This window comes from Streptomyces sp. NPDC048659, assembly GCF_040650575.1.
Classification (GTDB): domain Bacteria; phylum Actinomycetota; class Actinomycetes; order Streptomycetales; family Streptomycetaceae; genus Streptomyces.
Genome location: NZ_JBEZHM010000055.1, coordinates 16,686 through 40,446, shown reverse-complemented (window position 1 = coordinate 40,446; position 23,761 = coordinate 16,686). Strand labels below are relative to the sequence as shown.

Sequence of the window (23,761 nt, the reverse complement as noted above, 5' to 3'; positions counted from 1 at the left end):
CCCCTCCCGTACCGCCTCCGCCCTCCTCACGTACCGAGGTACCGCCATGTCTCTCACCAGCGATCCTCCCGTCGACGCGCCCCCCAGAAAGACCGGCGCCGAAGCCGCCGCCGAAGCCGGTCCCGACGCGCTCAAGGTCGTGCCCGTACGCCACCCCTGGCGCTGGGTCGCGGTCGTCGTCACCGCCGTCGTCCTCGCCCAGTTCCTCAACGGCTTGATCACCAACCCCGGCTGGGAGTGGGAGGTCTTCGCCCGCTTCTTCACCGCCGACGCCATCCTCAAGGCCGTCTGGGTCACCCTCCAGCTGACCTTCTACGGCACCGCCCTCGGCTTCGCCCTCGGCATCGTGCTCGCCTTCATGCGCCTGTCCGCGAGCCCCTTCCTCAAGGCCGTCGCCTTCGGCTACATCTGGGCCTTCCGCTCGATCCCGCTCATCGTCCAGCTGCTCTTCTGGTTCAACCTGGCCTACCTCTACAAGGAGCTGAGCTTCGGCATCCCCTTCGGGCCGAGCTTCTTCTCCTTCGACACCATGGGCCTGGTCGGCGCCATGAGCGCCGCCGTCCTCGGCCTGGCGCTGCACCAGGCGGCGTACGCGGCGGAGATCGTCCGCGGCGGGGTGCTCTCCGTCGACGGCGGCCAGCTGGAGGCCGCGGCCTCGCTCGGCATCCCCCGGCTGCGGCAACTGCGCCGGATCGTGCTCCCGCAGGCCATGCGCTCGATCCTGCCCAACGCCGCCAACGAGATCATCTCGCTCTTCAAGGGCACCTCGATCGTCTCCGTCATGGCGATCGGCGAGCTCTTCTACCAGGTCCAGGTCGTCTACGGGCGCAACGGCCGGGTCGTCCCGCTCCTGATGGTCGCCACCGCCTGGTACATCCTGCTCACCACGGCGCTCTCCATCGTCCAGCACTACGTCGAACGTCACTACGCGAAGGGGAGCACCCGATGAGCGCCGCCACCGCCACCGCCGCCGTCACCGACGAGCGGTCCGGCACCAAGGTCCGGATCCGGTCCGTACGCAAGAGCTTCGGCTCCCTGGAGGTACTGCGCGGCATCGACCTCGACGTGCGCCCCGGCGAGGTCACCGTCATCCTCGGGCCCTCCGGCTCCGGCAAGTCCACCCTGCTGCGGACCATCAACCACCTGGAGAAGGTGGACAGCGGCTCCATCAGCGTCGACGGCACCCTGGTCGGCTACCGCCGCTCCGGCGACAAGCTCTACGAGCTGCGCGAGCGCGAGATCCTCAAGCAGCGCACCCGGATCGGCTTCGTCTTCCAGAACTTCCACCTCTTCCCGCACCTCACCGTCCTGGAGAACATCGTCGAGGCGCCCGTCTCCGCCCTCAAGCGCCCCCGCAAGGACGCCGAGGCCGCGGCCCTCGCCCTGCTCGAACGGGTCGGGCTCGCCGACAAGGCCAGGGCCTACCCCAAGCAGCTCTCCGGCGGACAGCAGCAGCGGGTCGCCATCGCCCGCGCGCTCGCCCTCGAACCGAGTCTGCTGCTCTTCGACGAGCCGACCTCCGCGCTCGACCCGGAGCTGGTCGGCGAGGTGCTCGACGTCATCAAGGACCTGGCCTCCTCCGGCACCACCATGATCGTCGTCACCCATGAGATCGGCTTCGCCCGCGAGGTCGCCGACACGGTCGTCTTCATGGACGAGGGCCGGATCGTCGAGCAGGGCCCGCCGGCCGAGGTGCTGGAGAACCCCCGGCACGAGCGCACCCGCTCCTTCCTCTCCAAGGTCCTCTGACCCACTGTTCCTTCCCCCCCTCTGTTCCACCGTTCGTCACACCGACACCGGGAGTCCCGTCATGTCCGTACGCCGCCGTCCGCTCGCCGTCGCCCTCGCCTCACTCACCGCCCTGGCCTCGCTCACCGCCTGCGGCGCCACCGACGCCGCCACCGACCAGGTCGCGCCCAAGGGCCAGAAGGGCACGGGCAGTTCGATCAACCTGGGCCCGGACCAGAAGCGCATCCACACGCCCAAGGTGGACGCCATCGCGGCCAAGCTGCCCGAGGCCGTGCGCAAGCGCGGCACGCTCTCGCTGGGCGTCTCCACCGGCAGCGCCCCGCCGCTCGGCTTCTACGCCACCGACGACAGAACCCTCATCGGCGCCGAGCTCGACATCGCCACCCTGGTCGCCGACACCCTCGGCGTGAAGCCCGAGTTCTCCGCCGTCTCCTGGGAGAACCTCTTCGTCGGCCTGGACAGCGGCAAGTTCGACGGCGTCTTCTCCAACGTCACCGTGACCGAGGAGCGCAAGGACAAGTACGACTTCGCCACCTACCGCCTCGACGACCTGGCCTTCGAGGCGAAGAAGGGCGCCGGCTGGAAGGTGAAGGGCCCGGCCGACGTGGCGGGCAAGACCGTCGCGGTCGGCTCCGGCACCAACCAGGAGAAGATCCTGGTCGACTGGAGCAAGGAGAACGAGCGGGCGGGCCGCAAGCCGGTCGACATCAAGTACTTCCAGAACGTCTCCGACTACTACCTGGCCCTCCAGTCCGGTCGCATCGACGCCTACCTCGGCCCCAACCCGAGCGCCGCCTACCACGTGGCCGCCGCCGGGCAGACCGAGATCGTCGGCAAGTTCTCCGGCGCGGGCGCCGGCCTCCAAGGCAAGATCGCCGCCACCACCAAGAAGGACAGCGGGCTCGTCGGCGCCTACGCCGAGGCGCTGAACCACATCATCGAGAACGGCACCTACGGCCAGGTCCTCAAGCGCTGGGGGCTGAGCAGCGAGGCCGTGACCGGCTCCGAGATCAACCCGCCCGGCCTGCCCCGGACCAAGAACTGACCCGGTATGGAAAGGTTTCCCACCATGAGCACGGACACATCGCAGGACCGGCAGGACTGGGAGCACTGGCACGAGCAGCGGGAGGCGGCGGTCGCCTCCTCCTACGGGCCGCTCTCGCTGACAGGCACGCACTGGCTCTCGGACTACCCGGAGGGTCGAATTCCGGCCGTTCCCGGTGAGTGGCGCGCGGAGGGCGACGACGTCGTCCTCACCGCCGCCGCCGAGGACGGGCTGACGGTCGACGGCAAGCCGCTCGCCGGCCCCGTCCGGCTGGGCGCCGACCACGGCCCGATCCACGAGTCGCGGGTCGCGTCCGGGGGCCGCAGGCTCGTCGTGCTGCGCCGCGAAGGGGAGTGGGCGGTACGGGACTTCGACCCGGACTCGGAGGCCCGGCAGGCGTTCCGGGGCATCGAGGCCACCCCGTACGACGAGGCGTGGGTGCGGCCGGGCGTGTTCCGCCCGTACGCCGAGGAGCGGCACGTCCGGGTGGAGAACGCGGACGGCAAGGAGCGCGGGCTGGGCCTCGCCGGCGAACTGGTCTTCGACCTGCACGGGGCCGAGCACAGCCTCCAGGTCGCGGTGGAGGCGGACGGCACGCTCTGGGCGGTCTTCGCGGACGCCACCAGCGGGCGGGACAGCTTCCGGTTCCGCTTCCTGCGGCCGCCGGCCCCGGCGGCGGACGGCTCGGTGACCGTGGACCTGAACCGGGCGCTGCTGCCGCCGTGCGCGTTCGCGGCGCACTTCATCTGCCCCTTCCCGCCGCCGGGGAACACGCTCGACACGGCGGTCGCGGCGGGGGAGCGGCGCCTGGTCGAGGGCTGAGCCGGAGCCCCTTCCCGTACGGTGCGGGCGGCCCCCGGAGCCACGGCTCCGGGGGCCGCCCTTTCGCCTGTCGCGTCTTTACTCCAACTCGCTTGCTCGGTACGGCAGTTGAAGGCTGTACGGCCGAAAGGTGCCCTTGCGCGGCCGGGAGCACGCCCCGAGACTCCCCCACAGCGCCGGCCCCCGGGCCGCGCCTCACGGGCCCGACACCCCACTGCGGGCCCCCGATTCCCCTCGGGAGGAACGAGAAGTGAGGACCATGCGCACCACCCCCACGAGAACCGTCCGGATGCTCGCCGTCGCGACCGGCCTGGCCGCCGCCGCGGCGTTCGCCGTCCCCGCCGCGACCGCCGCCCCCACCGGCGTGCCCGGCCCCTTCAGCGCCACCCAGCTCACCGCCGCGGGCGACGCCGTCCTCGCGGCCGACGTCGCGGGCACCGCCTGGCGTGTCGACCCGGCCACGAAGACGGTGGTGGTCACCGCCGACTCCACCGTCTCGGCGGCCGACATAGCCCGGATCAAGCGCCAGGCCGGGAGCAACGCGGGCGCGCTGCGCGTCGAGCGCACCGCCGGGAAGTTCAGCAAGCTGATCTCCGGCGGCGACGCGATCTACGCGAGCAGCTGGCGCTGCTCGCTCGGCTTCAACGTCAAGGACAGCGCCGGCAACTACTACTTCCTGACCGCCGGGCACTGCACCGACGGGGCCGGCACCTGGTGGGCCGACTCCGCGAAGACCACCGTCCTCGGCACCACGAGCGGGTCCAGCTTCCCCGTCAACGACTACGGCATCGTGCGCTACACCAACGCCTCGGTGACCAAGTCCGGCTCGGTCGGCAGCGTGGACATCACCAGCGCCGCCAACGCCACGACCGGCATGTCGGTCACCCGCCGCGGCTCCACCACCGGCACCCACAGCGGCACCGTGACCGGGCTCAACGCCACCGTGAACTACGGCGGCGGCGACATCGTCTACGGCATGATCCAGACCAACGTCTGCGCCGAGCCCGGCGACTCCGGCGGCCCGCTCTACTCGGGCAGCCGCGCCATCGGCCTCACCTCGGGCGGCAGCGGCAACTGCACCTCCGGCGGGACGACCTTCTTCCAGCCGGTGACCGAGGCGCTGAGCGCGTACGGCGTCAGCGTCTTCTAGGTCTTCCGGCTCTTCCGGCTTTTCCGGCTCTTCTGGCTCTTCTGGCTCTGCAGGGCCTCGCGGGCCTTCTCGGATGCCCCGGCGGACGCGCCGGGGTGCCCCTTTCCAAGATCTTGTGAATCCTTTCACAAAAGGACTTCCGGCCCCGTCGCTCAGGTCTTTCATCGAATCTTTTCGCAGGTCATCGGGTGTCGAATGGGAGGTGAAGAAAAACCACGGGACACAGAAGGAGTGCCTGCCATGGAGGCCAAGGAGATGGTGGACGGACTCGTCCAGGCGGCTCTCGCCGCCCTCGACACGTTCGAGACCCTCGACCAGGAGCAGGTCGACCACATCGTGAAGAAGGCGTCGCTCGCCGCCCTGAGCGCCCACGGTGAGCTCGCCCGGCTCGCCGTCGAGGAGACCGGCCGCGGTCTGTTCGAGGACAAGGCCGTCAAGAACCTCTTCGCCTGTGAGCACGTCACCCACTCGATGGCCGGGCTGAAGACCGCCGGCGTCATCCGCCGCGACGAGCTGAACGGCATCACCGAGATCGCCGAGCCCGTCGGCGTCGTCTGCGCGATGACCCCGGTCACCAACCCCACCTCGACCACGATCTTCAAGGCGCTGATCGCGCTGAAGACCCGTAACCCCATCGTCTTCGCCTTCCACCCCTCCGCGCAGAAGTGCTCGGCCGAGGCCGCCCGGATCGTGCGCGACGCCGCCGTCGCCGCCGGCGCGCCCGCCGACTGCGTGCAGTGGATCGAGGAGCCGTCGATGGCGGCCACCGGCGAGCTGATGAACCACGAGGGCGTCTCCACCATCCTCGCCACCGGCGGAAACGCGATGGTCCGGGCCGCGTACTCGTGCGGCAAGCCCGCCCTCGGCGTCGGCGCGGGCAACGTGCCCGCCTACGTCGCCAAGGACGCCAAGCTGCAGCGCGCGATCCACGACATCGTGCTCTCCAAGGCGTTCGACAACGGCATGATCTGCGCCTCCGAGCAGGCGGTCGTCCTCGACACGGAGATCTACGAGCAGGGCATCGCCGAGTTCGAGCGGCTCGGCGCCTACGTGGTCACCGCCGCCGAGAAGACCAAGCTGGAGGAGTACGTCTTCGGCGCCACCGCCTTCGCCACCAACTGCGGCGGGGCCAAGCTCAACGCCGCGGTCGTCGGCAAGTCGCCGCAGTGGATCGCCGAGCAGGCCGGCTTCGAGGTCCCCGAGGGCACCTCGATCCTGCTGGCCGAGTGCGCCGAGGTCGGCGAGAACGAGCCGCTCACCCGCGAGAAGCTCTCCCCGATCCTGGCCGCCCTCAAGGCCGACTCCACCGAGCACGGCCTGGACCTGGCCGCCCGCATGGTCGAGTTCCACGGCCTCGGCCACAGCGCCGCCATCCACACCGAGGACGAGGCGCTGGCCGAGGAGTTCGGCAAGCGGGTCAAGGCGATCCGCGTGATCGTCAACGCCCCCTCCACCTTCGGCGGCATCGGCGACGTCTACAACGCCTTCCTGCCCTCCCTCACCCTCGGCTGCGGCTCGTACGGACACAACTCCGTCTCGAACAACGTCACCGCGGTCAACCTGATCAACGTCAAGCGGATCGGACGGCGCAACACCAACATGCAGTGGTACAAGATCCCGCCGAAGATCTACTTCGAGCGCAACGCCATCCGCTACCTCGGCGAGATGGACGACGTGCGCCGGGTCACCATCGTCACCGACAAGACCATGGGCGCCATCGGCTTCGTCCAGAAGGTCACCGACATCCTCAACGGGCGCACCGAGCCGGTGACCATCCAGGTCATCGACAACGTCGAGCCCAACCCGGAGCTCGCCACCGTCCGCGCCGGCGCCGCCGCCATGCGCGACTTCGGCCCGGACACCATCGTGGCCCTCGGCGGCGGTTCGCCGATGGACGCCGCGAAGATCATGTGGCTGATGTACGAGCGCCCCGAGGTCGAGTTCGCGGACACGAAGGAGAAGTTCTTCGACATCCGCAAGCGCGCCTACCGCTTCCCGAAGCTGGGCGAGAAGGCCAAGCTGGTCGCCATCCCGACCACCTCGGGCACCGGCAGCGAGGTCACCCCGTTCGCGGTCATCTCCGACCCCGAGGCGGCGCAGAAGTACCCGCTCGCGGACTACGCGCTCACCCCGGACGTGGCCATCGTCGACCCGATGCTGCCGCTGAACCTCCCGGCCACGGTGACCGCCGACTCCGGCTTCGACGCCCTGACCCACGCCACCGAGGCGTACGTCTCGGCCTACGCCAACGACTTCACCGACGGCCAGTGCCTCCAGGCCATCAAGCTGATCTTCGAGAACCTGGAGACCTGCGTGAAGGAGGGCGGCAAGGCGCCCGAGGCCCGCGAGAAGATGCACAACGCGTCGACCATCGCCGGCATGGCCTTCGCCAACGCCTTCCTCGGTCTGGTGCACGCCATGGCCCACACCCTGGGCAACACCTTCCACGTGGCACACGGGCGCACCAACGCCCTGCTGCTGCCCCACGTGATCCGGCACAACGGCACCGTGACCCACAAGGCCGTGCCGTGGCCGAAGGCCGAGGTCTACCGGGCCCCGGAGCGCTTCCAGGAGATCGCCAAGATGCTCGGTCTCCCGGCCGCGACCCCGGAGGAGGGCGTGGAGTCCTACGCCCGCGCGGTCGAGGAGCTGCGCGCCAAGTGCGGCATCCCGGCCTCCTTCCAGGAGGAGGGCGTCGACGAGGCGGCCTTCCTGGAGGCCCTGCCCCAGCAGGCGATGAACGCCTACGCCGACCAGTGCGCGCCCGCCAACCCGCGGATGCCGATGATCGACGACATGAAGGCGCTGATGACCCGGGCGTACTACGGGAAGTAAGCGTCAGGGGCATACGGCGGGGCCCCCGGTCTTCACGACCGGGGGCCCCGCCTTCTGTGCGTCCGGCCGCCTCAGGGCGCGGGCTCGCCGAGCTCGGCGGCGATCGGCTCCGCGTGCGGCTTGCGCTTCAGCGAGGACATCACCAGCGTCACGGCCGTGCCGACCACCGCCCAGGCGGAGAGGACCAGCAGGGAGCCGGTGACGTCGTTGCCCTTGAAGTAGGCGATCGAGCGGGCCACCCAGGTGCCGGCGCCCGGGGGCAGCGCCGGGCCGATCGCGTTCCAGAACGGTGGCAGCATCGGCAGCGGGAAGGCGCCGCCCGCGCTGGGATTGCCCGCGACCACGATGAGCAGGATCGCCAGGCCGATGCCGACGATCCCGAAGACCGACTGCAGGGCCAGGGTGGCGGCGCCGACCGCGAAGACCACCAGGGTGCCCAGGCCCCACAGGGCGGCGACGCTGCCGGGCAGGGCGTCCAGGATCGGGCCGACGATGATCGCGCCGCCGAGTCCGCCGAGGACCGAGTAGAGCGCCAGGGTGCCGAGCCGGATGATCGCGCGGTGGGGGTTGGCGGGCCGGGAGCCCGCGCTGATCGCCAGGATCGCGGCGCAGATGTAGCCGCCGACGCACCAGCCGACGACCAGGTAGAAGGCGGAGAGGCCGTCGAAGTCCTTGGCGGAGGCGGGCGCCACGTCCACGGTCTTCACGGCGCGGCCCTGGGCCGCCTCCAGGGCCGTGAACATCTTCTGCAGGGTCGAGGAGAGCACGGTGCCGCCGCCGGAGGCGACGAGCAGGGTGTCGGTGCGGCCGGTCGGGTCGATGACCAGCGCCCCGTCGATGTCCCGGTTCAGGATCTGGTCCCGGGCCGCGTCCGCGCTCTCGACCGTGCGCGGGTCCAGCGGCTCGTTCGGCAGCTTCTCCAGGCGCTCCACCATCGGGCCGGCGACCACCTGCGGGGCGACCACGCCGAAGGGGACGTCCCGGGGCTTGGGATCGTGCAGGGCCCCGACGTACGAGGCGATGAACAGCATCTGGAGGGCGAAGACGCCGACGACCAGCAGGGCTGCTCGGGGGGTGACGGCGCTCTTCAGTTCGTCGACGAGGGTCATGCCCCCCAGGCTCGACGGGACCGGGCGTCACCGCAGGTGGGAGGGGACCGAACGGGTTATCGCACGGACGTTCGAACATGAGCTAGGCTGGAACCGAGGGGGTGGGAACGTACGTACGAATTCGATGCGGAGGTGTGACGCATGGCGGAGTTCACACATCTGCACACCGCCTCGGGCTTCTCGTCGCGCTACGGCGCCTCCCACCCCGCCCGGCTGGCCGAGCGCGCCGCCGAGCGGGGCATGGACGCCCTCGCCCTGACCGACCGCGACACCGTCGCCGGCGCCGTCCGCTTCGCCAAAGCCTGCGCGACGGCGGGGGTCCGCCCCCTGTTCGGCGCCGACCTGGCGTACGAACCGGCCCCCGGCCCGGCTGCCGGCCCGTCCGGCGGCCCGGCCGGTGGCGCCGCCCGCGGCTCCGTGCGCCGGGTGCCCGTACGGGGCGGGGCCTTCGTGGACGAGTCCGCGCCCCGCGCCGTCTTCCTCGCCCGCTCCCGGGCCGGCTGGGCCGCGCTCTGCGCCCTGATCACCGCCGCCCACGCCCACGCGGGCGAAGGGCGGCCGGTGCTGCCCTGGGCCGCCGGGGCCACCGGTGCCGCCGGGGCCGCCGCCGTCTCCGGCGACGGGCTCTTCGTGCTGCTCGGGCCCGCCTCCGGCGTGGGCCGCGCCCTCGTCGCCGGGCGCCCCGACCGGGCCGCCCGGCTGCTGGCGCCCTGGCGGGAGCGGTACGGGGACGCCCTGTGCCTGGAGGTCGTCCCGCACGGGCTGCCCGGCACCGGACCCGGCTCGCTGCGGCTCGCCGCCCGGACCGTCGGCCTCGCCGCCGAGCAGGGCGTCCGGCCCGTGCTCGGCAACGAGGTCCGCTACGCCGACCCCGGCCAGGGCCCCGTCGCCGACGTCCTCGACGCCGCCCGCCGGCTGGTCCCGGTGGACCCGCGCGGCGGCGGCCTCGACGCGGGGGAGGGCTGGCTCAAGGACGCCGGCGCCATGCTGGCCGCCGCCGAGCGGACCGTCGAGGCCGCGGGCTTCCGCCGCGAGGCCGCCCACCGGCTCCTCGGGCACACCGCCGCCGTCGCCGCCGCCTGCCTGGTCGACCCCGAGGACGACCTCGGCATGGGCTCCGCGCACTTCCCCGAGCCCCGCCTCGTCGGCGCCGCCCACCGCACCGCCCAGCGCGTGCTCGCCTCCCGGGCCGCCGCCGGCATGGTCCTGAAGGGGTACGAGAGGCGGCCCGGCCACTGGGACCGGATGCACCGGGAGCTCGACATCATCGCCCACCACGGCTTCGCCGGATATTTCCTGACGGTCGCTCAAGTCGTCGAAGACGTACGGGGGATGGGCATCCGGGTGGCCGCGCGCGGCTCCGGCGCCGGGTCCCTCGTCAACCACCTCCTCGGCATCGCCCACGCCGACCCGGTCGAGCACGGCCTGCTGATGGAACGCTTCCTCTCCAAACGCCGCACCGCGCTCCCCGACATCGACATCGACGTCGAGTCCGCCCGCCGCCTGGAGGTCTACCGGGCGATCCTCGACCGCTTCGGCGCCGAACGGGTCGCCGCCGTCGCCATGCCCGAGACCTACCGGGTCCGGCACGCCGTACGGGACGTGGGCGCCGCCCTCTCCATGGACCCCGCCGACATCGACCGGATCGCCAAGGCGTTCCCGCACATCCGCGCCCGGGACGCCCGCGCCGCCCTCGACGAACTGCCCGAACTGCGCGGGCTCAAGGAGGAGCTCGGGGACCGCAAGCGCTTCTGGAGCCTGGTCGAGGCCCTCGACGCGCTGCCCCGCGGCACCGCCATGCACCCCTGCGGCGTGCTCCTCTCCGACGCCTCGCTGCTCACCCGCACCCCCGTCGTCCCCACCGCGGGCGAGATCCCCCCGGGCCCCGGCGGCCCGGCGCCCGCCCCCATGCCCATGTCCCAGTTCGACAAGGAGGACGTCGAGGACCTCGGCCTGCTCAAGCTCGACGTCCTCGGCGTGCGGATGCAGTCCGCGATGGCGCACGCCGTCGCCGAGATCGGACGCGCCACCGGCACCCGCCCCGACATCGACGCCATTCCGCCCGGCGACCCCGCCACCTACCGGCTGATCCGCTCCACCGAGACCCTGGGCTGCTTCCAGATCGAGTCGCCCGGCCAGCGCGACCTGGTGGGGCGGCTCCAGCCGGAGACCTTCCACGACCTGGTCGTCGACATCTCGCTCTTCCGGCCGGGCCCGGTCGCCGCCGACATGGTCCGCCCCTTCATCGAGGCCCGGCACGGCCGCGCCCCCGTCCGCTACCCGCACCCCGACCTGGCCGGGGCCCTCAAGGAGACCCACGGCGTCGTCGTCTTCCACGAGCAGATCATCGAGATCGTGAGCATCATGACCGGCTGCGGCCGCGACGAGGCCGACCAGGTGCGCCGGGGGCTGTCCCACCCGGAGTCGCAGGGGCGGATCAGGACCTGGTTCGCCGAGCGGGCCGGGCGCCGGGGGTACGCCCCCGAGGTCGTCGCCCGCACCTGGGAGATCGTCGAGGCGTTCGGCTCGTACGGCTTCTGCAAGGCGCACGCGGTCGCCTTCGCCGTGCCCACCTACCAGTCGGCCTGGCTCAAGGCCCACCACCCGGCCGCCTTCTACGCCGGGCTGCTCACCCACGACCCCGGCATGTACCCGAAGCGGCTGCTGCTCGCGGACGCCCGGCGGCGCGGGGTGCCCGTGCTGCCGCTGGACGTGAACCGGTCGGCGGTCGCCCACCGTATCGAACTGGTGTCCGAGGGGCCCCCGGTGTGGGGCCTCCGGCTCGGCCTCGCCGACGTCCACGGCATGAGCGAGACCGAGGGCGCCCGCATCGAGAACGGCCGCCCCTACGCCTCCCTGCTCGACTTCTGGCAGCGCGCCCGCCCCCGCAGGCCCGTCGCCGAACGCCTCGCCCAGGTCGGCGCCCTCGACGCGTTCGGCGCCAACCGCCGCGACCTGCTCCTGCACCTGACCGAACTGCACCGCCTCCAGCGCGGCGCCGCCTCCCACGGCGGACAACTCCCGCTCGCCCGAGGCGACCGCACCGCCCCCGTCGGCCTGCCCGACCTCGACGCCTCCGAACGCCTCAGCGCCGAGCTCGGCATCCTCGGCATGGACGCCTCCCGCCACCTCATGGACGACCGGCGGGCCTTCCTGCGCGAACTCGGCGTCGTCTCCGCCGAGCGGCTGCGCTCCGCCCGGCACGGCCAGACCGTCCTGGTCGCCGGCGCCAAGGCGGCCACCCAGACCCCGCCGATCCGCTCCGGCAAGCGGGTCATCTTCACCACCCTCGACGACGGCACCGGCCTGGTCGACCTCGCCTTCTTCGACGACTCCCACGAACGCTGCGCCCACACCGTCTTCCACTCCTGGCTGCTGCTGGTCCGGGGCGTGGTGCAGCGGCGCGGCCCGCGCAGCCTCAGCGTGGTCGGCTCCGCCGCCTGGAACCTCGCCGAACTCGCCGAACTGCGCGCGAGCGGCGGCCTGCGGGCGGTCGGCGAGCGCCTGTCCGAGGGGCAGGGGGAGCCGGGGCAGGCAGGGCAGCCGGGGCGGCCAGGACGGGCGGGGCAGGCGGGGCAGGCGGGGCAGGCGGGGGAGTCGGCCCCCGAGGGCGCGGCCTCCGGGGACGCGGGCGCCGGGGACACCGGCCGCCGCATCACCCTGTCCACCGGCTACGAGCTGAACCCCTGGGCCGACCTCCGGCCCGCCGGCGAGGGCGCCGCGACCCCGGCGCGCAAGCTGTGGCACAGCAGCCCCGGGAGCGCCGGATGATCCTCTGCGTACGCTTCCGGCTCGCCCCGATGCACGAGGTGCTGCTCCCGCACCTCGTCGACCTGCTCACGGAGTTCACCCCGCTCGTCCAGGCCGACCCGGCCGGCGAGGCGCTCGCCGACGTGCGCGGCGCGCTCCGCTACTTCGGCTGGAGCCCGGCCGAGCTCGGCTCGGTGATCCGGGTCAGGGCGCTCGCCCTGTACGGGGTGGACTGCGCCGTCGGCGCCGGGCCCAACCCGATGCTGGCCCGGATGGCGGCCCGCGAGGCGGGCCCCGGCACCACCCGGGTCGTCGAGGACCCGGCGGAGTTCCTGCGGGACCGCCCGGTCCGCGACCTCGACGGCGTCGGCCGCGCCACCGCCCACACCCTCTGCGGCTACGGTCTCGACTCGGCCGGCCGGGTCGCCGACGCGCCGCTCGCCGTGCTCCAGCGGCTCGTCGGCGCGAAGACCGGCCGCGAGCTGTGGGAACGCGCCCGGGGCATCGACCGCACCCCCGTCGTCCCCGGCGCGCTCTCCCGGTCGCTCGCCGCCGAGCGCTCCTTCCCGCACGACGAGCTCGACCCGGCCGCGCAGCGCCGGGCCCTGCTCTCGCTCACGGAGGAGCTGGGCGCCCGGATGCGGACGGAGGGCCAGGTCTGCCGCTCCCTCACGGTCACCGTGCGGTACGCCGACCGCGGCACCTCCGCCCGCACCCGCGTGCTGCGCGAGCCGACCGCGCACTCCGCCGAGCTCACCGCCCTCGCGTACGCCGTCCACGGCTCCTTCGGCCTCCAGCGCGCCCGGGTGCGGGGTGTCGCGCTGCGCGCCGAGGGCCTGGGCCCGGCCGAGGAGGCCGCGCACCAGCTCTCCTTCGACCCGGCGGACGACAAGGCCCGCCGGATCGAGGCGGTCGCGGACCGGGCCCGCGCGAGGTTCGGCCCGCGCGCGGTCATGCCGGGCTCGCTGGCGGCGTGAAGTCGGCTCCTGCACAACGCTCTTGACGGTGCGCCAGTTTTTACCGACGCGTAACTTCCCAGTCGAGGCTACCCGTGCGTAGCTTGACGGAAGCGCATCCCCACTTGTGGTCCGGACCGCAGGGCGTATGGCAACGCACCCATCGAGTTTCCCCCTGAGCCGCGAGGAGACCGCCCGATGCTGCCCCGGACCCCCCTGAAGCACGCCGTCAGAGCCCTGGCCGTGCTGCTGCTGACCGCCGCCGCCACGCTCGCCCCCACCGCCGCCGCGCAGGCCGCCCCGGCCCCCAGCCGGGGCTGGAACGACTTCTCCTGCAAGCCCTCCGCCGCCCACCCCCGCCCGGTCGTCCTCGTCCACGGCACCTTCGGCAACTCCGTCGACAACTGGCTGGGCCTGGCGCCGTACCTGGTGAACCGCGGGTACTGCGTCTTCTCGCTCGACTACGGGCAGTTGCCCGGCGTGCCGCTCTTCAACGGCCTCGGCCCCGTCGACAAGTCCGCCGGACAGCTCGCCGGGTACGTCGACCGGGTGCTCGCCGCCACCGGAGCCCCGAAGGCGGACCTCGTCGGGCACTCGCAGGGCGGCATGATGCCCCGCTACTACCTGAAGTTCCTCGGCGGCGCGCAGAAGGTGAACGCGCTCGTCGGCATCGCCCCGGACAACCACGGCACCACCCTCAACGGCCTCACCAAGCTGCTGCCGTACTTCCCGGGCGCCGAGGACCTGCTGTCCGCGTCGACCCCGGCGCTCGCCGACCAGATCGCCGGCTCGCCCTTCATGACCAAGCTCAACGCGGGCGGCGACACCGTGCCCGGCGTGCGGTACACGGTCATCGCCACCCGGTACGACGAGGTCGTCACCCCGTACCGCTCCGGCTTCCTCAGCGGACCGGACGTGAACAACGTCGTGCTCCAGGACCTGTGCGCGCTCGACCTCTCGGAGCACGTGGCGATCGGCACGGTGGACCGGATCGTCATGCACGAGGTGGACAACGCCCTCGACCCGGCCCACGCGACCCCGACCACCTGCCTGTCCGCGGTCGGCTAGGACGTGTCCTGGGACCGGTCCCAGGACACGTCCCAGGACCTAGCGGCGGGCCGCCCGGCGGCGGGCCGAGGCGAACACGACCGCCGCGCCCGTCGCGAGCACGGCGGCGCCGCCCAGCGCCAGGTACGGCGTGGTGGCGTCGCCGCCGGTCTCGGCCAGCTCGGTCCCCGGCGCGCCGGCCGCGACGGGGGCCGAGCCGCCGGCCGTCGAGCCGCCGGCCGTCGCGGTGCCGCCCGTGCCGCCGGTCGTGCCGGTGCCCGTCTGCGGCTGCGCCTGCGTCTTCGTGGGCGCCGGCGTCGCCGTGTGGCCCCCGTGCCCGGAGTGCCCGCCCGTCGAGGGCGCGTCGGTCGGCGCGGAGGCGGTCGGCGCCGGGGTGCCCGGCGTGCCGCCGGTGTCCTTCCCGAACACCACGTCCGAGCAGGTGTAGAACGCCTCGGGGGAGTCCGAGCGCTGCCACACCGAGTAGATCAGGTGCCGCCCGGACTTCTTCGGCACGGTGCCCTTGAACACGTAGTCGCCGTTGCTCATCGCCGGGTCGGTGACCGTGGCGAAGGGCTTGTCCTCCAGGTCCGACCACTTCAGCGGCTTCGCCGGGTCGTAGCCGTCCTTCGTCACGTACAGCGCGAAGGAGCCCTTGTGCGGGGCGGTGCCCTTGTACCGGAAGGTGTGCTCACCGGCCGTCATCGGGCTCGACGGCCAGTCCGCGCGGGCCAGGTCGAGGCCCCGGTACTTGTCGTTCCCGGCGCTGCACAGCTTCCCGTCCGGGATGATCTGCCGGCTCCGGCCGCCCGCGTCCGCGATGTTCACCCCGTTCCAGTCGTAGAACGCCTGCGTCCCGCTCGCCGCCACGGCCGCCTTGCACGCCGCCGACTTCGGGCTCTCCGGCCCCTCCGCGTAACAGGCCGCGACCCGGCTCACCGGGTCGGTCATCGACCCGTGCGCGAACGCGGGCGCGGCACCGAGCCCGGCCAGCGCGAGGACGGCGGAGGCGGTGACGGCGGTGGCGAGGGCGGTACGGGGTGAGGACATGGGGGGACAGCTCCTTCACGAGGGCGGGGTGTGGGGGGACGCCCAGCAAACTAGCCCCCGGAACAGGCCGATCAGGCGCTTCTGAGGGCCTCGTGAGGATCTTTATGGTCGTGTTAAGGGGCCTCTAAGCGGGGCCACAGACAGGGCCACAGACAGGGCTGCGGACAGGGCCGGGGGCAGGGCCGTCAGCCAAGCCGCCGGTAGCGGCGCTCCGGGCGGCCCGTGCCGCCGTAGCGGAGGGTGATCTCGGCGCGGCCGGTCTCCGCGAAGTACTCCAGATAGCGGCGGGCGCTGACCCGGGACAGCGAGCCCGCCTCGGCGCACTCCGTCGCCGACAGGCCCTGCGGATGGGCCCGCAGGATCGTGTCCACCAGCTCCGCCGTGTGGGCCGCCAGGCCCTTGGGGAGCTCGCGGGAGCCGCGCGGGCGGGCGCCGAAGATCTGGTCCACGTCCTCCTGCCGCGCCTCCGCCGCCGACAGCTCGTCCAGCCGGCTGCGGAGCGAGGCCACATGGCGCAACTGCTCTTGCAGCGCCGCCTGGTTGAAGGGCTTGATCAGATAGTGCAGGGCCCCCGCGCGCAGCGCCGCGCGGATCGTGTCCACGTCCCGCGCGGCCGTGATGAACAGCGCGTCCATGGCCAGCCCCGAGGCCCGCAGCTCGCGCAGCACCGCGATCCCGTCCATGTCCGGCAGGAAGATGTCGAGCAGCAGCAGATCGGGCCGCAGCGCGTGCGCCGCGCGCAGCGCCTCCGCGCCGTTGTGGGCGGCGCCCACGACGGAGAAGCCCGGCACCGCCGACACATAGCGGCAGTGCAGCTTGGCCACCATGAAGTCGTCGTCGACCACCAGCACCTTCGTCACGCGGCCAACGTAAGGCGCGACCACAAGGACCACAACGTCCGTTGGTTGCGGAAGCGAGACAGCTTCTTAACGCGCAGGCAACATGTGGGCCACCTCACACCCATCGATCCCTTCGATCCCTACCCTTCGAGAGGCGGCTCACGTGCGGCTCAGCACTCCCCTCGCCCTGTTCGGGGCGGCGCTGCTCGTGCTCGTGGGACCTCCGCTGCTCACCACCGGCAGCGGCTCCGACACCGGCACCCAGATACCCGGCCTGCGGTTCATGGTCCCCAACACCCCCGGCGGCGGCTACGACATCACCGCCCGCACCGCGGCGAAGAACGCCGAGGAGGCCGGACTCACCACCGACATCGAGGTCTTCAACCTGCCCGGCGCGGGCGGCACCGTCGGCCTCACCCGGCTCGTCGGCGAGCACGGCAACGGCCGCCTCGCCATGTCCATGGGCCTCGGCGTCGTCGGAGCCGTCCACACCAACAAGACCCCCAAGACCCTCGCCGACACCACCCCGATCGCCCGGCTCACCATGGAGCAGGACATCGTCGTGGTCGGCAAGGACTCCCCGTACAAGACCATCCAGGACCTGCTCGCCGCCTGGAAGAAGGACCCCGGCAAGCTGCCCGTCGGCGGCGGCTCCTCGCCCGGCGGCCCCGACCACCTCGCCCCGATGCTGATGGCCCAGGCCGCCGGCATCCCGCCGAAGGACGTCAACTACATCCCCTTCGACGGCGGCGGCGAGCTCCTCGCCTCCATCCTCGGCAACAAGGTCGCCTTCGGCGTCTCCGGCGTCGGCGAGTACCTCGACCAGATCAAGGCGGGCGAGCTGCGCCTGCTCGCCGTCACCGGCGGCGAGCGGGTCCCCGGCCTCGACGCGCCCACCCTGCGCGAGGCGGGCCTCGACACCGAGTTCATCAACTGGCGCGGCATCGTCGCCCCGCCCGGCCTCTCCGACGCCGAGCGCGACAAGCTGATCGTCCTCGTCACCAAGCTGCACGAGTCCCCGCAGTGGCGCGAGTCCCTGAAGACCCACGGCTGGAACGACGCCTTCCTGCCGGGCGACGAGTTCGGCACCTTCCTCACCGAACAGGACCGCCGCGTCGCCTCCGTACTGAAGGAGCTGGGACTGTGACCACCCCCGCCACCCCCGCCACCCCGGCCACCGACGAGACCCCCGCCAAGCGCCCCTCCTGGCTGCGCGAGCACTCCGAGCTCGGCGTCAGCGTGATCCTGCTGGTCCTCGGCGTCCTCGTCCTCACCGACGCCCTCACCATGGCCGTCGACGTCGCCCAGCGCGGCCCCGTCGGCCCCCGCACCGTCCCGTTCGTCGTCGGCGGCGGCCTGCTCGTCATCGCCGTCCTGCTCGCCGTCGACGTGCTGCGCGGCGGCCGGGGCGAGGCCGAGGGCGGCGAGGACGTCGACCTGTCCGAGCCCGGCGACTGGCGCACCGTCCTGCTCCTCGCCGGCGTCTTCCTCGGCTTCGCCGTCCTCATCGGCCCGGCCGGCTTCCCCGTCGCCGGCGCCCTGCTCTTCTGGGGCGCGGCCTACGCCCTCGGCAGCCGCCACCTGCACCGCGACCCGCTGATCGCCGCCGGCCTCTCCCTGCTCACCTACGTCGTCTTCGACAAACTGCTCGGCGTCCCGCTGCCCGGCGGCCCGCTGATGGGAGTGCTCTGACCCATGGACTCGCTCACCTCCCTGCTCGACGGCTTCGGCACCGCGCTGACCCCCGTCAACCTGCTCTGGGCCGCCCTCGGCGTCCTCCTCGGCACCGCCATCGGCGTCCTGCCCGGCATCGGCCCCGCCATGGCCGTGGCCCTGCTGCTCCCCGTCACGTACGGCCTGGAGCCCACCGGCGCGTTCATCATGTTCGCCGGGATCTACTACGGCGCCATGTTCGGCGGCTCCACCACCTCCATCCTGCTCAACACCCCCGGTGAGAGCGCCGCCGTCGTCGCCGCCATCGAGGGCAATCCGATGGCCAAGTCCGGGCGCGGCGCCCAGGCCCTCGCCGCCGCGGCCATCGGGCACTTCGCCGGCGGCATGACCGGCACGATCCTGCTCGTCCTGCTCGCCCCGGTCGTCGCCGCGCTCGCCGTCGACATCGGCGCCCCCGACTACTTCGCCATCATGGTCCTCGCCTTCATCGCGGTGACCTCCGTCCTCGGCTCCTCCCGCGTCCGCGGCCTCGCCTCCCTGCTCATCGGCCTCACCCTCGGCCTGGTCGGCCTCGACCAGATGACCGGCCAGCAGCGCCTCACCTTCGGCTCGCTCCAGCTCGCCGACGGCATCGACGTCGTCATCGTCGCGGTCGGCCTCTTCGCCATCGGCGAGGCCCTGTGGGTCGCCGCCCACCTGCGCCGCAACGCGGGCGAGCCGATCCCCGTCGGGCGCCCCTGGCTCGGCCGCGACGACGTCCGGCGCACCTGGAAGGCGTGGCTGCGCGGCCCGTTCATCGGCTTCCCGTTCGGCGCGATCCCGGCCGGCGGCGCCGAGATCCCGACCTTCCTGTCGTACGTGACGGAGAAGCGCCTCTCCAAGCACAAGCACGAGTTCGGCAAGGGCGCCATCGAGGGCGTCGCGGGCCCCGAGTCCGCCGCCTCCGCCTCCGCCGCCGGCACCCTCGTCTCCATGCTCACCCTGGGCCTGCCGACGACCGCCGTCGCCGCCGTGATGCTCGCCGCCTTCCAGCAGTACGGCATCCAGCCCGGCCCGCTCCTCTTCGAGCGCGAGCCCGAGCTGGTCTGGGGCCTGATCGCCTCGCTGTTCGTCGGCATGGTGCTGCTGCTCGCCCTCAACCTGCCGCTCGCGCCGGTCTGGGCCAAGCTGCTGCGCATCCCCCGCCCGTACCTCTACGCCGGCATCCTGTTCTTCGCCGCCGTCGGCGCGTACGCGGTCGGCGGCGAGGCCCTCGACCTGGTGATCCTGCTGGTCATCGGCCTCATCGGCTTCGGGATGCGGCGCTACGGACTGCCCGTGCTGCCCGCGGTCATCGGCGTCATCCTCGGCCCGGCCGCCGAGCAGCAGCTGCGCCGCGCGCTCCAGATCAGCGACGGCTCCCTGACCGGCCTGGTCAACACCCCGTTCTCGGTGACGGTCTACGCGGTGGTGCTGCTCCTGCTGGCCTGGCCGCTGGTGGGCAAGCTGGTCAAGCGCCGCCGTACCGTGGAGGCATGACGCCCGACCGTACAGCGCACGACGCGCCCCGCCCCGCCCTCGCCGCCGACGTGCCCGCCGTGAAGGCCGTGATCGACGCGGCCTTCCACCACTACATCGAGCGGATCGGTCTCGTACCGGCCCCGATGGAGGAGGACCACGCGGCGAACGTGGCGGCGGGGCGCGTCTTCGTCGCGGGCGAGCCGGTGGCCGGGCTCGTCGTCGTGGTCCCGGAGGCGGACCACCTCTACCTGGACACCGTCGCCGTCCACCCCGACGCCCAGGGCGCCGGCCTCGGCCGCGTCCTGATGGAGTGGACCGAGGACCGGGCGCGCGCCCTCGGCCTGCCCGAGGTGCGGCTCTTCACCAACGCGATGATGTGGGAGAACCAGAAGCTGTACGAGCGGTACGGCTACGAGGTCGTCGAACGGCGTCTTGACGGACCGTACGACCGTATTCACTACCGAAAGACGGTCGGCGAGTCGCCGCTCAACTCGCCCCCGATGGGGTGAGTTTCGGACATCTGGCGGCTTGATCCGGTATCCCTGGCGGGCAGCTCCACCCACCGTGACCATCGTCCACGCCCCCGAAGGGACCCCCCACCCATGCGCGCTCGCCTCGCCGTCGCCGGTGCCCTGCTCGCCGCCACCGCGACCGTCCCCACCGCCCACGCCGGCCCGGCCGCCCCCGCCGCCGACACCGTCACCGTCGATCCGCGCGGCACCCTCGCCGCCGACGGCACGGTCACCCTCTCCGGCACCTACCGCTGCGCCGACGACAGCGCCGGCCCCGTCTTCGTCAGCTCCACCCTGGTCCAGGGCACGCACTCCGCCGGGATCGGCGGCACCCAGGCGGTCTGCGACGGCCAGGTCCGCCCCTGGACCAACAGCGCCGTCGTCAAGGACCCCGCCTACCGCCCGGGCCCGGCCCAGGTGCAGGCGGCCCTGATGCAGCTCGTCGCCACCGGCCCGCTGGGCACCCCGACCCCCGACTTCACGGTCGAGCAGGACCGGGACATCACCCTCGGCTAGCCGCCGGGGCCGGACCCGACCGGAACCGCGGGGCGGGCCCTACCGGTCCGCCCGCCCCGCCAGCAGCTCCACCAGTCCGTCACGGCCCAGCGCGTCCAGCTCGTCCAGGGCGCGCACGGCCCGCTCCGCCGCCTCCGGGTCGGCGGCGGCCAGGCCGCTCGCCGCGAACTCGTCCTCGTCGAGCCGCAGCACGCCCACCCCGTCGGCCGGCACCCACAGGTCCAGGTCCAGGTCCTCGACCAGCACCTCGGCCCCGTCGGCGCCGACCACGGCGGGCCGGGTCACGTCGCAGTACCAGCCCTTGAGCGCCCCGTCGCCGGAGCGGACCTCCTTCACCGCGTACCAGCGGTCCCGCCAGTAGTGCTCGGTGAAGACGTCGCCCGGCTCGAAGCGCACGAAGCCGAAGTCCCGGACACCTTCGGCGGCCCAGGGCGCCCGGACCGTCAGCCGGACCCCGTCGTCGGCGAGCAGCTCCGCCGGGTAGCGGATCTTGGTCCGGCCCGCCTTCACCAGGGCGATCTCAACCGAGCGACCGGACATGCCGGACCTCCTTCGCGGCGATCTCGTAGCCGAACCACTCGTTGACCGCCAGCATCGGCCCGTTGCCGGTGTCGTTGCCGGTGAACGCCTCCGTGCAGCCCGCGGCCCGCGCCAGGTGCAGCGCGTGGTTCTTCACCAGCTTGGCGAGCCCCCGGCCCCGGAACTCCGGCGCGGTGCCGGTCATCCCGGAGCCGAAGCGGCCGAGCCCGTCCGTCTGGGCCGCGGTGAACGCCGCCGGGCGCCCGTCGACCAGCGCCACGGTGGTGAGTTCGTGGTCCAGCAGCGGGTGCCGCCAGGTGGTCTCCAGCCAGTGCGCGTAGTCGGTCAGTTCGGCGGCCACGTCGCCCGGCTCGTCGGCCGTGGTCAGCGCGTCCAGCTCGAACAGCGGGCGCGGGTCGGCCGCGAAGTCCGTCGCGGGACGCAGCTCCACCCCGGCCGGCGGCTCCTGGAGCGGCGGCAGCGCGGCGCCCGCCAGGTCCAGGCGCAGGAAGTACGCGGAGCGGCTGGGCGCGTAGCCGTGCCGCCCGGCGAACGCGAGGCCGGCCGGCTCGTCCGGGACCCAGCTGAGGAGCGTGACCGCCCCCACCGCGGCCAGGTGCTCCTCGCCCGCGCGCAGCAGCAGCGCCCCGGCGCCGCGCCCCCGGTGCGCGGGGTGGACGTAGACGTTGACGCTGCCCATGCCCGGCTCGGGGGACTCGTGGGCGAGCGACACCTGCGCGGTGCCGATGATCTCCCCGTCCGCCTCGGCGATCAGCGGCCGCTGGTGCGCGTCGGGGTGGGCGTGCGCCCAGTCGTGGGCCACCTGGGCGCCGGTGGCGAGCATGAAGGGGAGGGCGGCGCGCCGGACCCGGGCGAAGCCCTCGGCGTCCCCGGAGTCCTCGGGCCGTACATCGCGGACGATCACAGTCATGGGGCCGCACGCTATGCGGCGGTCCCGTCCGGCCGCCTCCCATTTTCCCGTCGGCCGGGTGCACAATCGGGCGGGTGACGCTTCGAATCAGCGTGGACCAGCACTCCACCACCGCCCCGTACGAACAGCTTCGCGCCCAGATCTCGCAGAGCGCCCGCTCGGGGGAACTGCCCGTCGGCTACAAGCTCCCGACGGTGCGGGGCCTCGCGGAGGACCTCGGGCTCGCGGCGAACACGGTCGCCAAGGCGTACAAGGCGCTGGAGGCGGACGGGGTGATCGAGACCCGGGGCCGCAACGGCACCTTCGTCGCCGCCGCCTCCGACGCCGCCTCCCGCCTCGCCGCGACGGCCGCGGCGGCCTACGCGACGGAGGCGCGGCGCCTGGGCCTGAGCAGAGAGGGGGCCGAGGCGGCGGTCGCCGAGGCGCTCCGCGCGACGTACGACGCCTGAGCACGCCCCGGCCGGGTAAGGGCTCACCCGGTACGCCCCCGCCGCGCGCGGGCCCGCCGGGTAGGCCCCCGCCCGGTACGCCCCCGCCGCGCGCGGGCCCGCCGGGTAGGCCCCCGCCCGGTACGCCCCCGCCGGGCGCGGGCCCGGCCCCGGCGCGCCCCGCGCTACAGGTAGAGCCCCGCCTCGGTGGCCCGCTGCTCCGGCATCCCCATCGTCGTGGTCCCCCGGCGCAGCGCGAACAGCTCGGCGAGCGTGGCGCCGTCGGGGCCGATGCCCTCCTCGTGCCCCAGCCAGGCCGTCGACTCGGCGCGGGTCAGCCGCCCCACCTCGATCCGGGCCAGGCAGCGGCCGGGGCGGACGACGGCGGGGTGCAGGCGCTCCAGGTCCTCGTTGGTGGTGACGCCGACGAGGACGTTGCGGCCCTGGCCGAGCAGGCCGTCCGTCAGGTTGAGCAGCCGGGAGAGCGCCTGGCCCGCCGTGTGCTTGGCCTCGCCGCGGATCAGCTCGTCGCAGTCCTCCAGGAGCAGCAGCCGCCAGCGCCCCTTCGGCGTGCCCTCGTCCTCGCCGATCGCGATGTCCATCAGATAGCCGACGTCGCTGAACAGGCGCTCCGGGTCGAGCACGCAGTCGACCTGGCACCAGTCGCGCCAGGAGCGGGCGAGGGTGCGCAGGGCGGAGGTCTTGCCGGTGCCCGGCGGGCCGTGGAGCAGCAGCAGCCGCCCGGTGATGTCCTCTGGTGTGACGGCCATCAGCCGGTCCATCGCCCCGGCCACCGGCGCCGTGTAGTTGGGGCGGATCTCCTCCCAGGTCCCGGCGCCGATCTGCCGGGTGGTGCGGTGCGGGCCGCGCCGGGGCGACACGTACCAGAAGCCCATGGTGACGTTCTCGGGCTGCGGTTCGGGCTCGTCCCTGGCCCCGTCCGTCGCCTCCTTGAGCACCCGCTCGGCGAGCTCCGCGTCGGTGGCCGTGACCGTGACGTCCGCGCCGCGGCTCCAGCGGGACACCAGCAGCGTCCAGCCCGCGCCCTCGGCGAGCAGGGCGCTGCGGTCGTCGTCCTTGGCGGCCCGCAGCAGGCGCGCGCCGCCGGGCAGCAGGGTCGCGGCGGGCTTCACCCGGTCCAGGGTGGTGCTCAGCGCGTGCGGCTGCTCCCCGGTGGCGAACCGCCCGAGGAACAGCGCGTCGACGACGTCCGAGGGGGAGTCGCTGTCGTCGACGTTGAGCCGGATCGGCAGCGAGGTCTCGGGCGGCGCCCCGGCCGGTTCCCCGGCCGTGCGCGCGCCTTGGTTGGCAGACATGGCGCTCATGATC

21 protein-coding genes are annotated in these 23,761 nt (G+C 73.2%); 15 read left to right on the top strand and 6 right to left on the bottom strand.

Going from position 1 to position 23,761, the window contains the following annotated elements:
- Window positions 1-46 precede the first annotated feature (46 nt).
- The 6 genes from AB0C99_RS31645 (at window position 47) to adhE (ending at window position 7,601) form a co-directional block, all read left to right on the top strand.
- Window positions 47-949: an amino acid ABC transporter permease gene (locus tag AB0C99_RS31645; protein WP_362482486.1), complete on the top strand. Its 903-nt coding sequence runs from the start codon at window positions 47-49 to the stop codon at window positions 947-949.
- Window positions 946-1,749: an amino acid ABC transporter ATP-binding protein gene (locus AB0C99_RS31640; RefSeq protein ID WP_362482483.1), complete on the top strand. Its 804-nt coding sequence runs from the start codon at window positions 946-948 to the stop codon at window positions 1,747-1,749. Before AB0C99_RS31645 ends, AB0C99_RS31640 begins: the two co-directional genes overlap by 4 nt.
- A 61-nt stretch (window positions 1,750-1,810) precedes the next feature.
- A complete protein-coding gene (locus AB0C99_RS31635) occupies window positions 1,811-2,794 on the top strand; it encodes an ABC transporter substrate-binding protein (protein WP_362482480.1) in 984 nt (327 codons plus the stop codon).
- A gap of 24 nt (window positions 2,795-2,818) precedes the next feature.
- Window positions 2,819-3,616, top strand: a complete 798-nt coding sequence (locus AB0C99_RS31630; protein WP_362482477.1) for a DUF1684 domain-containing protein — start codon at window positions 2,819-2,821, stop codon at window positions 3,614-3,616.
- A 259-nt stretch (window positions 3,617-3,875) separates the two neighbouring features.
- Window positions 3,876-4,766, top strand: coding sequence for a S1 family peptidase (locus AB0C99_RS31625; RefSeq protein ID WP_362482474.1), 891 nt, complete (start codon window positions 3,876-3,878; stop codon window positions 4,764-4,766).
- Between the two features lie 240 nt (window positions 4,767-5,006).
- The gene (gene adhE, locus AB0C99_RS31620) at window positions 5,007-7,601 is read left to right on the top strand and encodes a bifunctional acetaldehyde-CoA/alcohol dehydrogenase (RefSeq protein ID WP_362482471.1); all 2,595 of its coding nucleotides are present in this window, start codon (window positions 5,007-5,009) and stop codon (window positions 7,599-7,601) included.
- Between the two features lie 71 nt (window positions 7,602-7,672).
- Here adhE and AB0C99_RS31615 read toward each other — a convergent pair whose 3' ends face one another.
- Window positions 7,673-8,710, bottom strand: coding sequence for a DUF3533 domain-containing protein (locus AB0C99_RS31615; protein WP_362482469.1), 1,038 nt, complete (start codon window positions 8,708-8,710; stop codon window positions 7,673-7,675).
- Between the two features lie 141 nt (window positions 8,711-8,851).
- Here AB0C99_RS31615 and dnaE point away from each other — a divergent pair, with 141 nt between their 5' ends.
- The 3 genes from dnaE to AB0C99_RS31600 all read left to right on the top strand — a co-directional run bounded on the left by dnaE (window position 8,852) and on the right by AB0C99_RS31600 (window position 14,484).
- Window positions 8,852-12,481: a DNA polymerase III subunit alpha gene (gene dnaE / locus AB0C99_RS31610; protein WP_362482467.1), complete on the top strand. Its 3,630-nt coding sequence runs from the start codon at window positions 8,852-8,854 to the stop codon at window positions 12,479-12,481.
- A complete protein-coding gene (locus tag AB0C99_RS31605; RefSeq protein ID WP_362482465.1) occupies window positions 12,478-13,437 on the top strand; it encodes a hypothetical protein in 960 nt (319 codons plus the stop codon). Before dnaE ends, AB0C99_RS31605 begins: the two co-directional genes overlap by 4 nt.
- 177 nt (window positions 13,438-13,614) lie before the next feature.
- Entirely contained in the window at window positions 13,615-14,484 is an 870-nt protein-coding gene (locus tag AB0C99_RS31600) for an alpha/beta fold hydrolase (RefSeq protein WP_362482462.1), read from the top strand.
- A gap of 39 nt (window positions 14,485-14,523) precedes the next feature.
- Here AB0C99_RS31600 and AB0C99_RS31595 read toward each other — a convergent pair whose 3' ends face one another.
- The gene (locus tag AB0C99_RS31595) at window positions 14,524-15,513 is read right to left on the bottom strand and encodes a lytic polysaccharide monooxygenase (protein WP_362482459.1); all 990 of its coding nucleotides are present in this window, start codon (window positions 15,511-15,513) and stop codon (window positions 14,524-14,526) included.
- A 185-nt stretch (window positions 15,514-15,698) separates the two neighbouring features.
- Window positions 15,699-16,373 (bottom strand): response regulator, encoded by a 675-nt coding sequence (locus tag AB0C99_RS31590; protein ID WP_362482457.1) that lies wholly within the window; start codon window positions 16,371-16,373, stop codon window positions 15,699-15,701.
- 142 nt (window positions 16,374-16,515) lie between these two features.
- Between AB0C99_RS31590 and AB0C99_RS31585 the strand changes: the two genes are divergently transcribed.
- The 5 genes from AB0C99_RS31585 to AB0C99_RS31565 all read left to right on the top strand — a co-directional run bounded on the left by AB0C99_RS31585 (window position 16,516) and on the right by AB0C99_RS31565 (window position 20,554).
- Window positions 16,516-17,499: a tripartite tricarboxylate transporter substrate binding protein gene (locus tag AB0C99_RS31585; RefSeq protein WP_362482454.1), complete on the top strand. Its 984-nt coding sequence runs from the start codon at window positions 16,516-16,518 to the stop codon at window positions 17,497-17,499.
- Entirely contained in the window at window positions 17,496-18,044 is a 549-nt protein-coding gene (locus AB0C99_RS31580; RefSeq protein WP_362482452.1) for a tripartite tricarboxylate transporter TctB family protein, read from the top strand. The genes AB0C99_RS31585 and AB0C99_RS31580 overlap by 4 nt, the downstream gene beginning before the upstream one ends.
- Before the next feature lie 3 nt (window positions 18,045-18,047).
- Window positions 18,048-19,544, top strand: a complete 1,497-nt coding sequence (locus AB0C99_RS31575; protein ID WP_362482450.1) for a tripartite tricarboxylate transporter permease — start codon at window positions 18,048-18,050, stop codon at window positions 19,542-19,544.
- Entirely contained in the window at window positions 19,541-20,035 is a 495-nt protein-coding gene (locus tag AB0C99_RS31570; protein WP_362482447.1) for a GNAT family N-acetyltransferase, read from the top strand. The genes AB0C99_RS31575 and AB0C99_RS31570 overlap by 4 nt, the downstream gene beginning before the upstream one ends.
- Before the next feature lie 93 nt (window positions 20,036-20,128).
- Window positions 20,129-20,554, top strand: a complete 426-nt coding sequence (locus AB0C99_RS31565) for a DUF6299 family protein (RefSeq protein WP_362482444.1) — start codon at window positions 20,129-20,131, stop codon at window positions 20,552-20,554.
- A 39-nt stretch (window positions 20,555-20,593) separates the two neighbouring features.
- Here AB0C99_RS31565 and AB0C99_RS31560 read toward each other — a convergent pair whose 3' ends face one another.
- Together AB0C99_RS31560 and AB0C99_RS31555 are read right to left on the bottom strand one after the other, a co-directional pair.
- A complete protein-coding gene (locus AB0C99_RS31560) occupies window positions 20,594-21,094 on the bottom strand; it encodes a DUF402 domain-containing protein (protein ID WP_362482441.1) in 501 nt (166 codons plus the stop codon).
- Window positions 21,075-22,004: a GNAT family N-acetyltransferase gene (locus tag AB0C99_RS31555; RefSeq protein ID WP_362482439.1), complete on the bottom strand. Its 930-nt coding sequence runs from the start codon at window positions 22,002-22,004 to the stop codon at window positions 21,075-21,077. Before AB0C99_RS31555 ends, AB0C99_RS31560 begins: the two co-directional genes overlap by 20 nt.
- 74 nt (window positions 22,005-22,078) lie before the next feature.
- Between AB0C99_RS31555 and AB0C99_RS31550 the strand changes: the two genes are divergently transcribed.
- Complete coding sequence (locus tag AB0C99_RS31550; RefSeq protein ID WP_362482436.1) at window positions 22,079-22,453, top strand: GntR family transcriptional regulator; 375 nt, start codon at window positions 22,079-22,081, stop codon at window positions 22,451-22,453.
- Between the two features lie 164 nt (window positions 22,454-22,617).
- Here AB0C99_RS31550 and AB0C99_RS31545 read toward each other — a convergent pair whose 3' ends face one another.
- Complete coding sequence (locus AB0C99_RS31545) at window positions 22,618-23,748, bottom strand: DUF5925 domain-containing protein (RefSeq protein WP_362482433.1); 1,131 nt, start codon at window positions 23,746-23,748, stop codon at window positions 22,618-22,620.
- Window positions 23,749-23,761 lie beyond the last annotated feature (13 nt).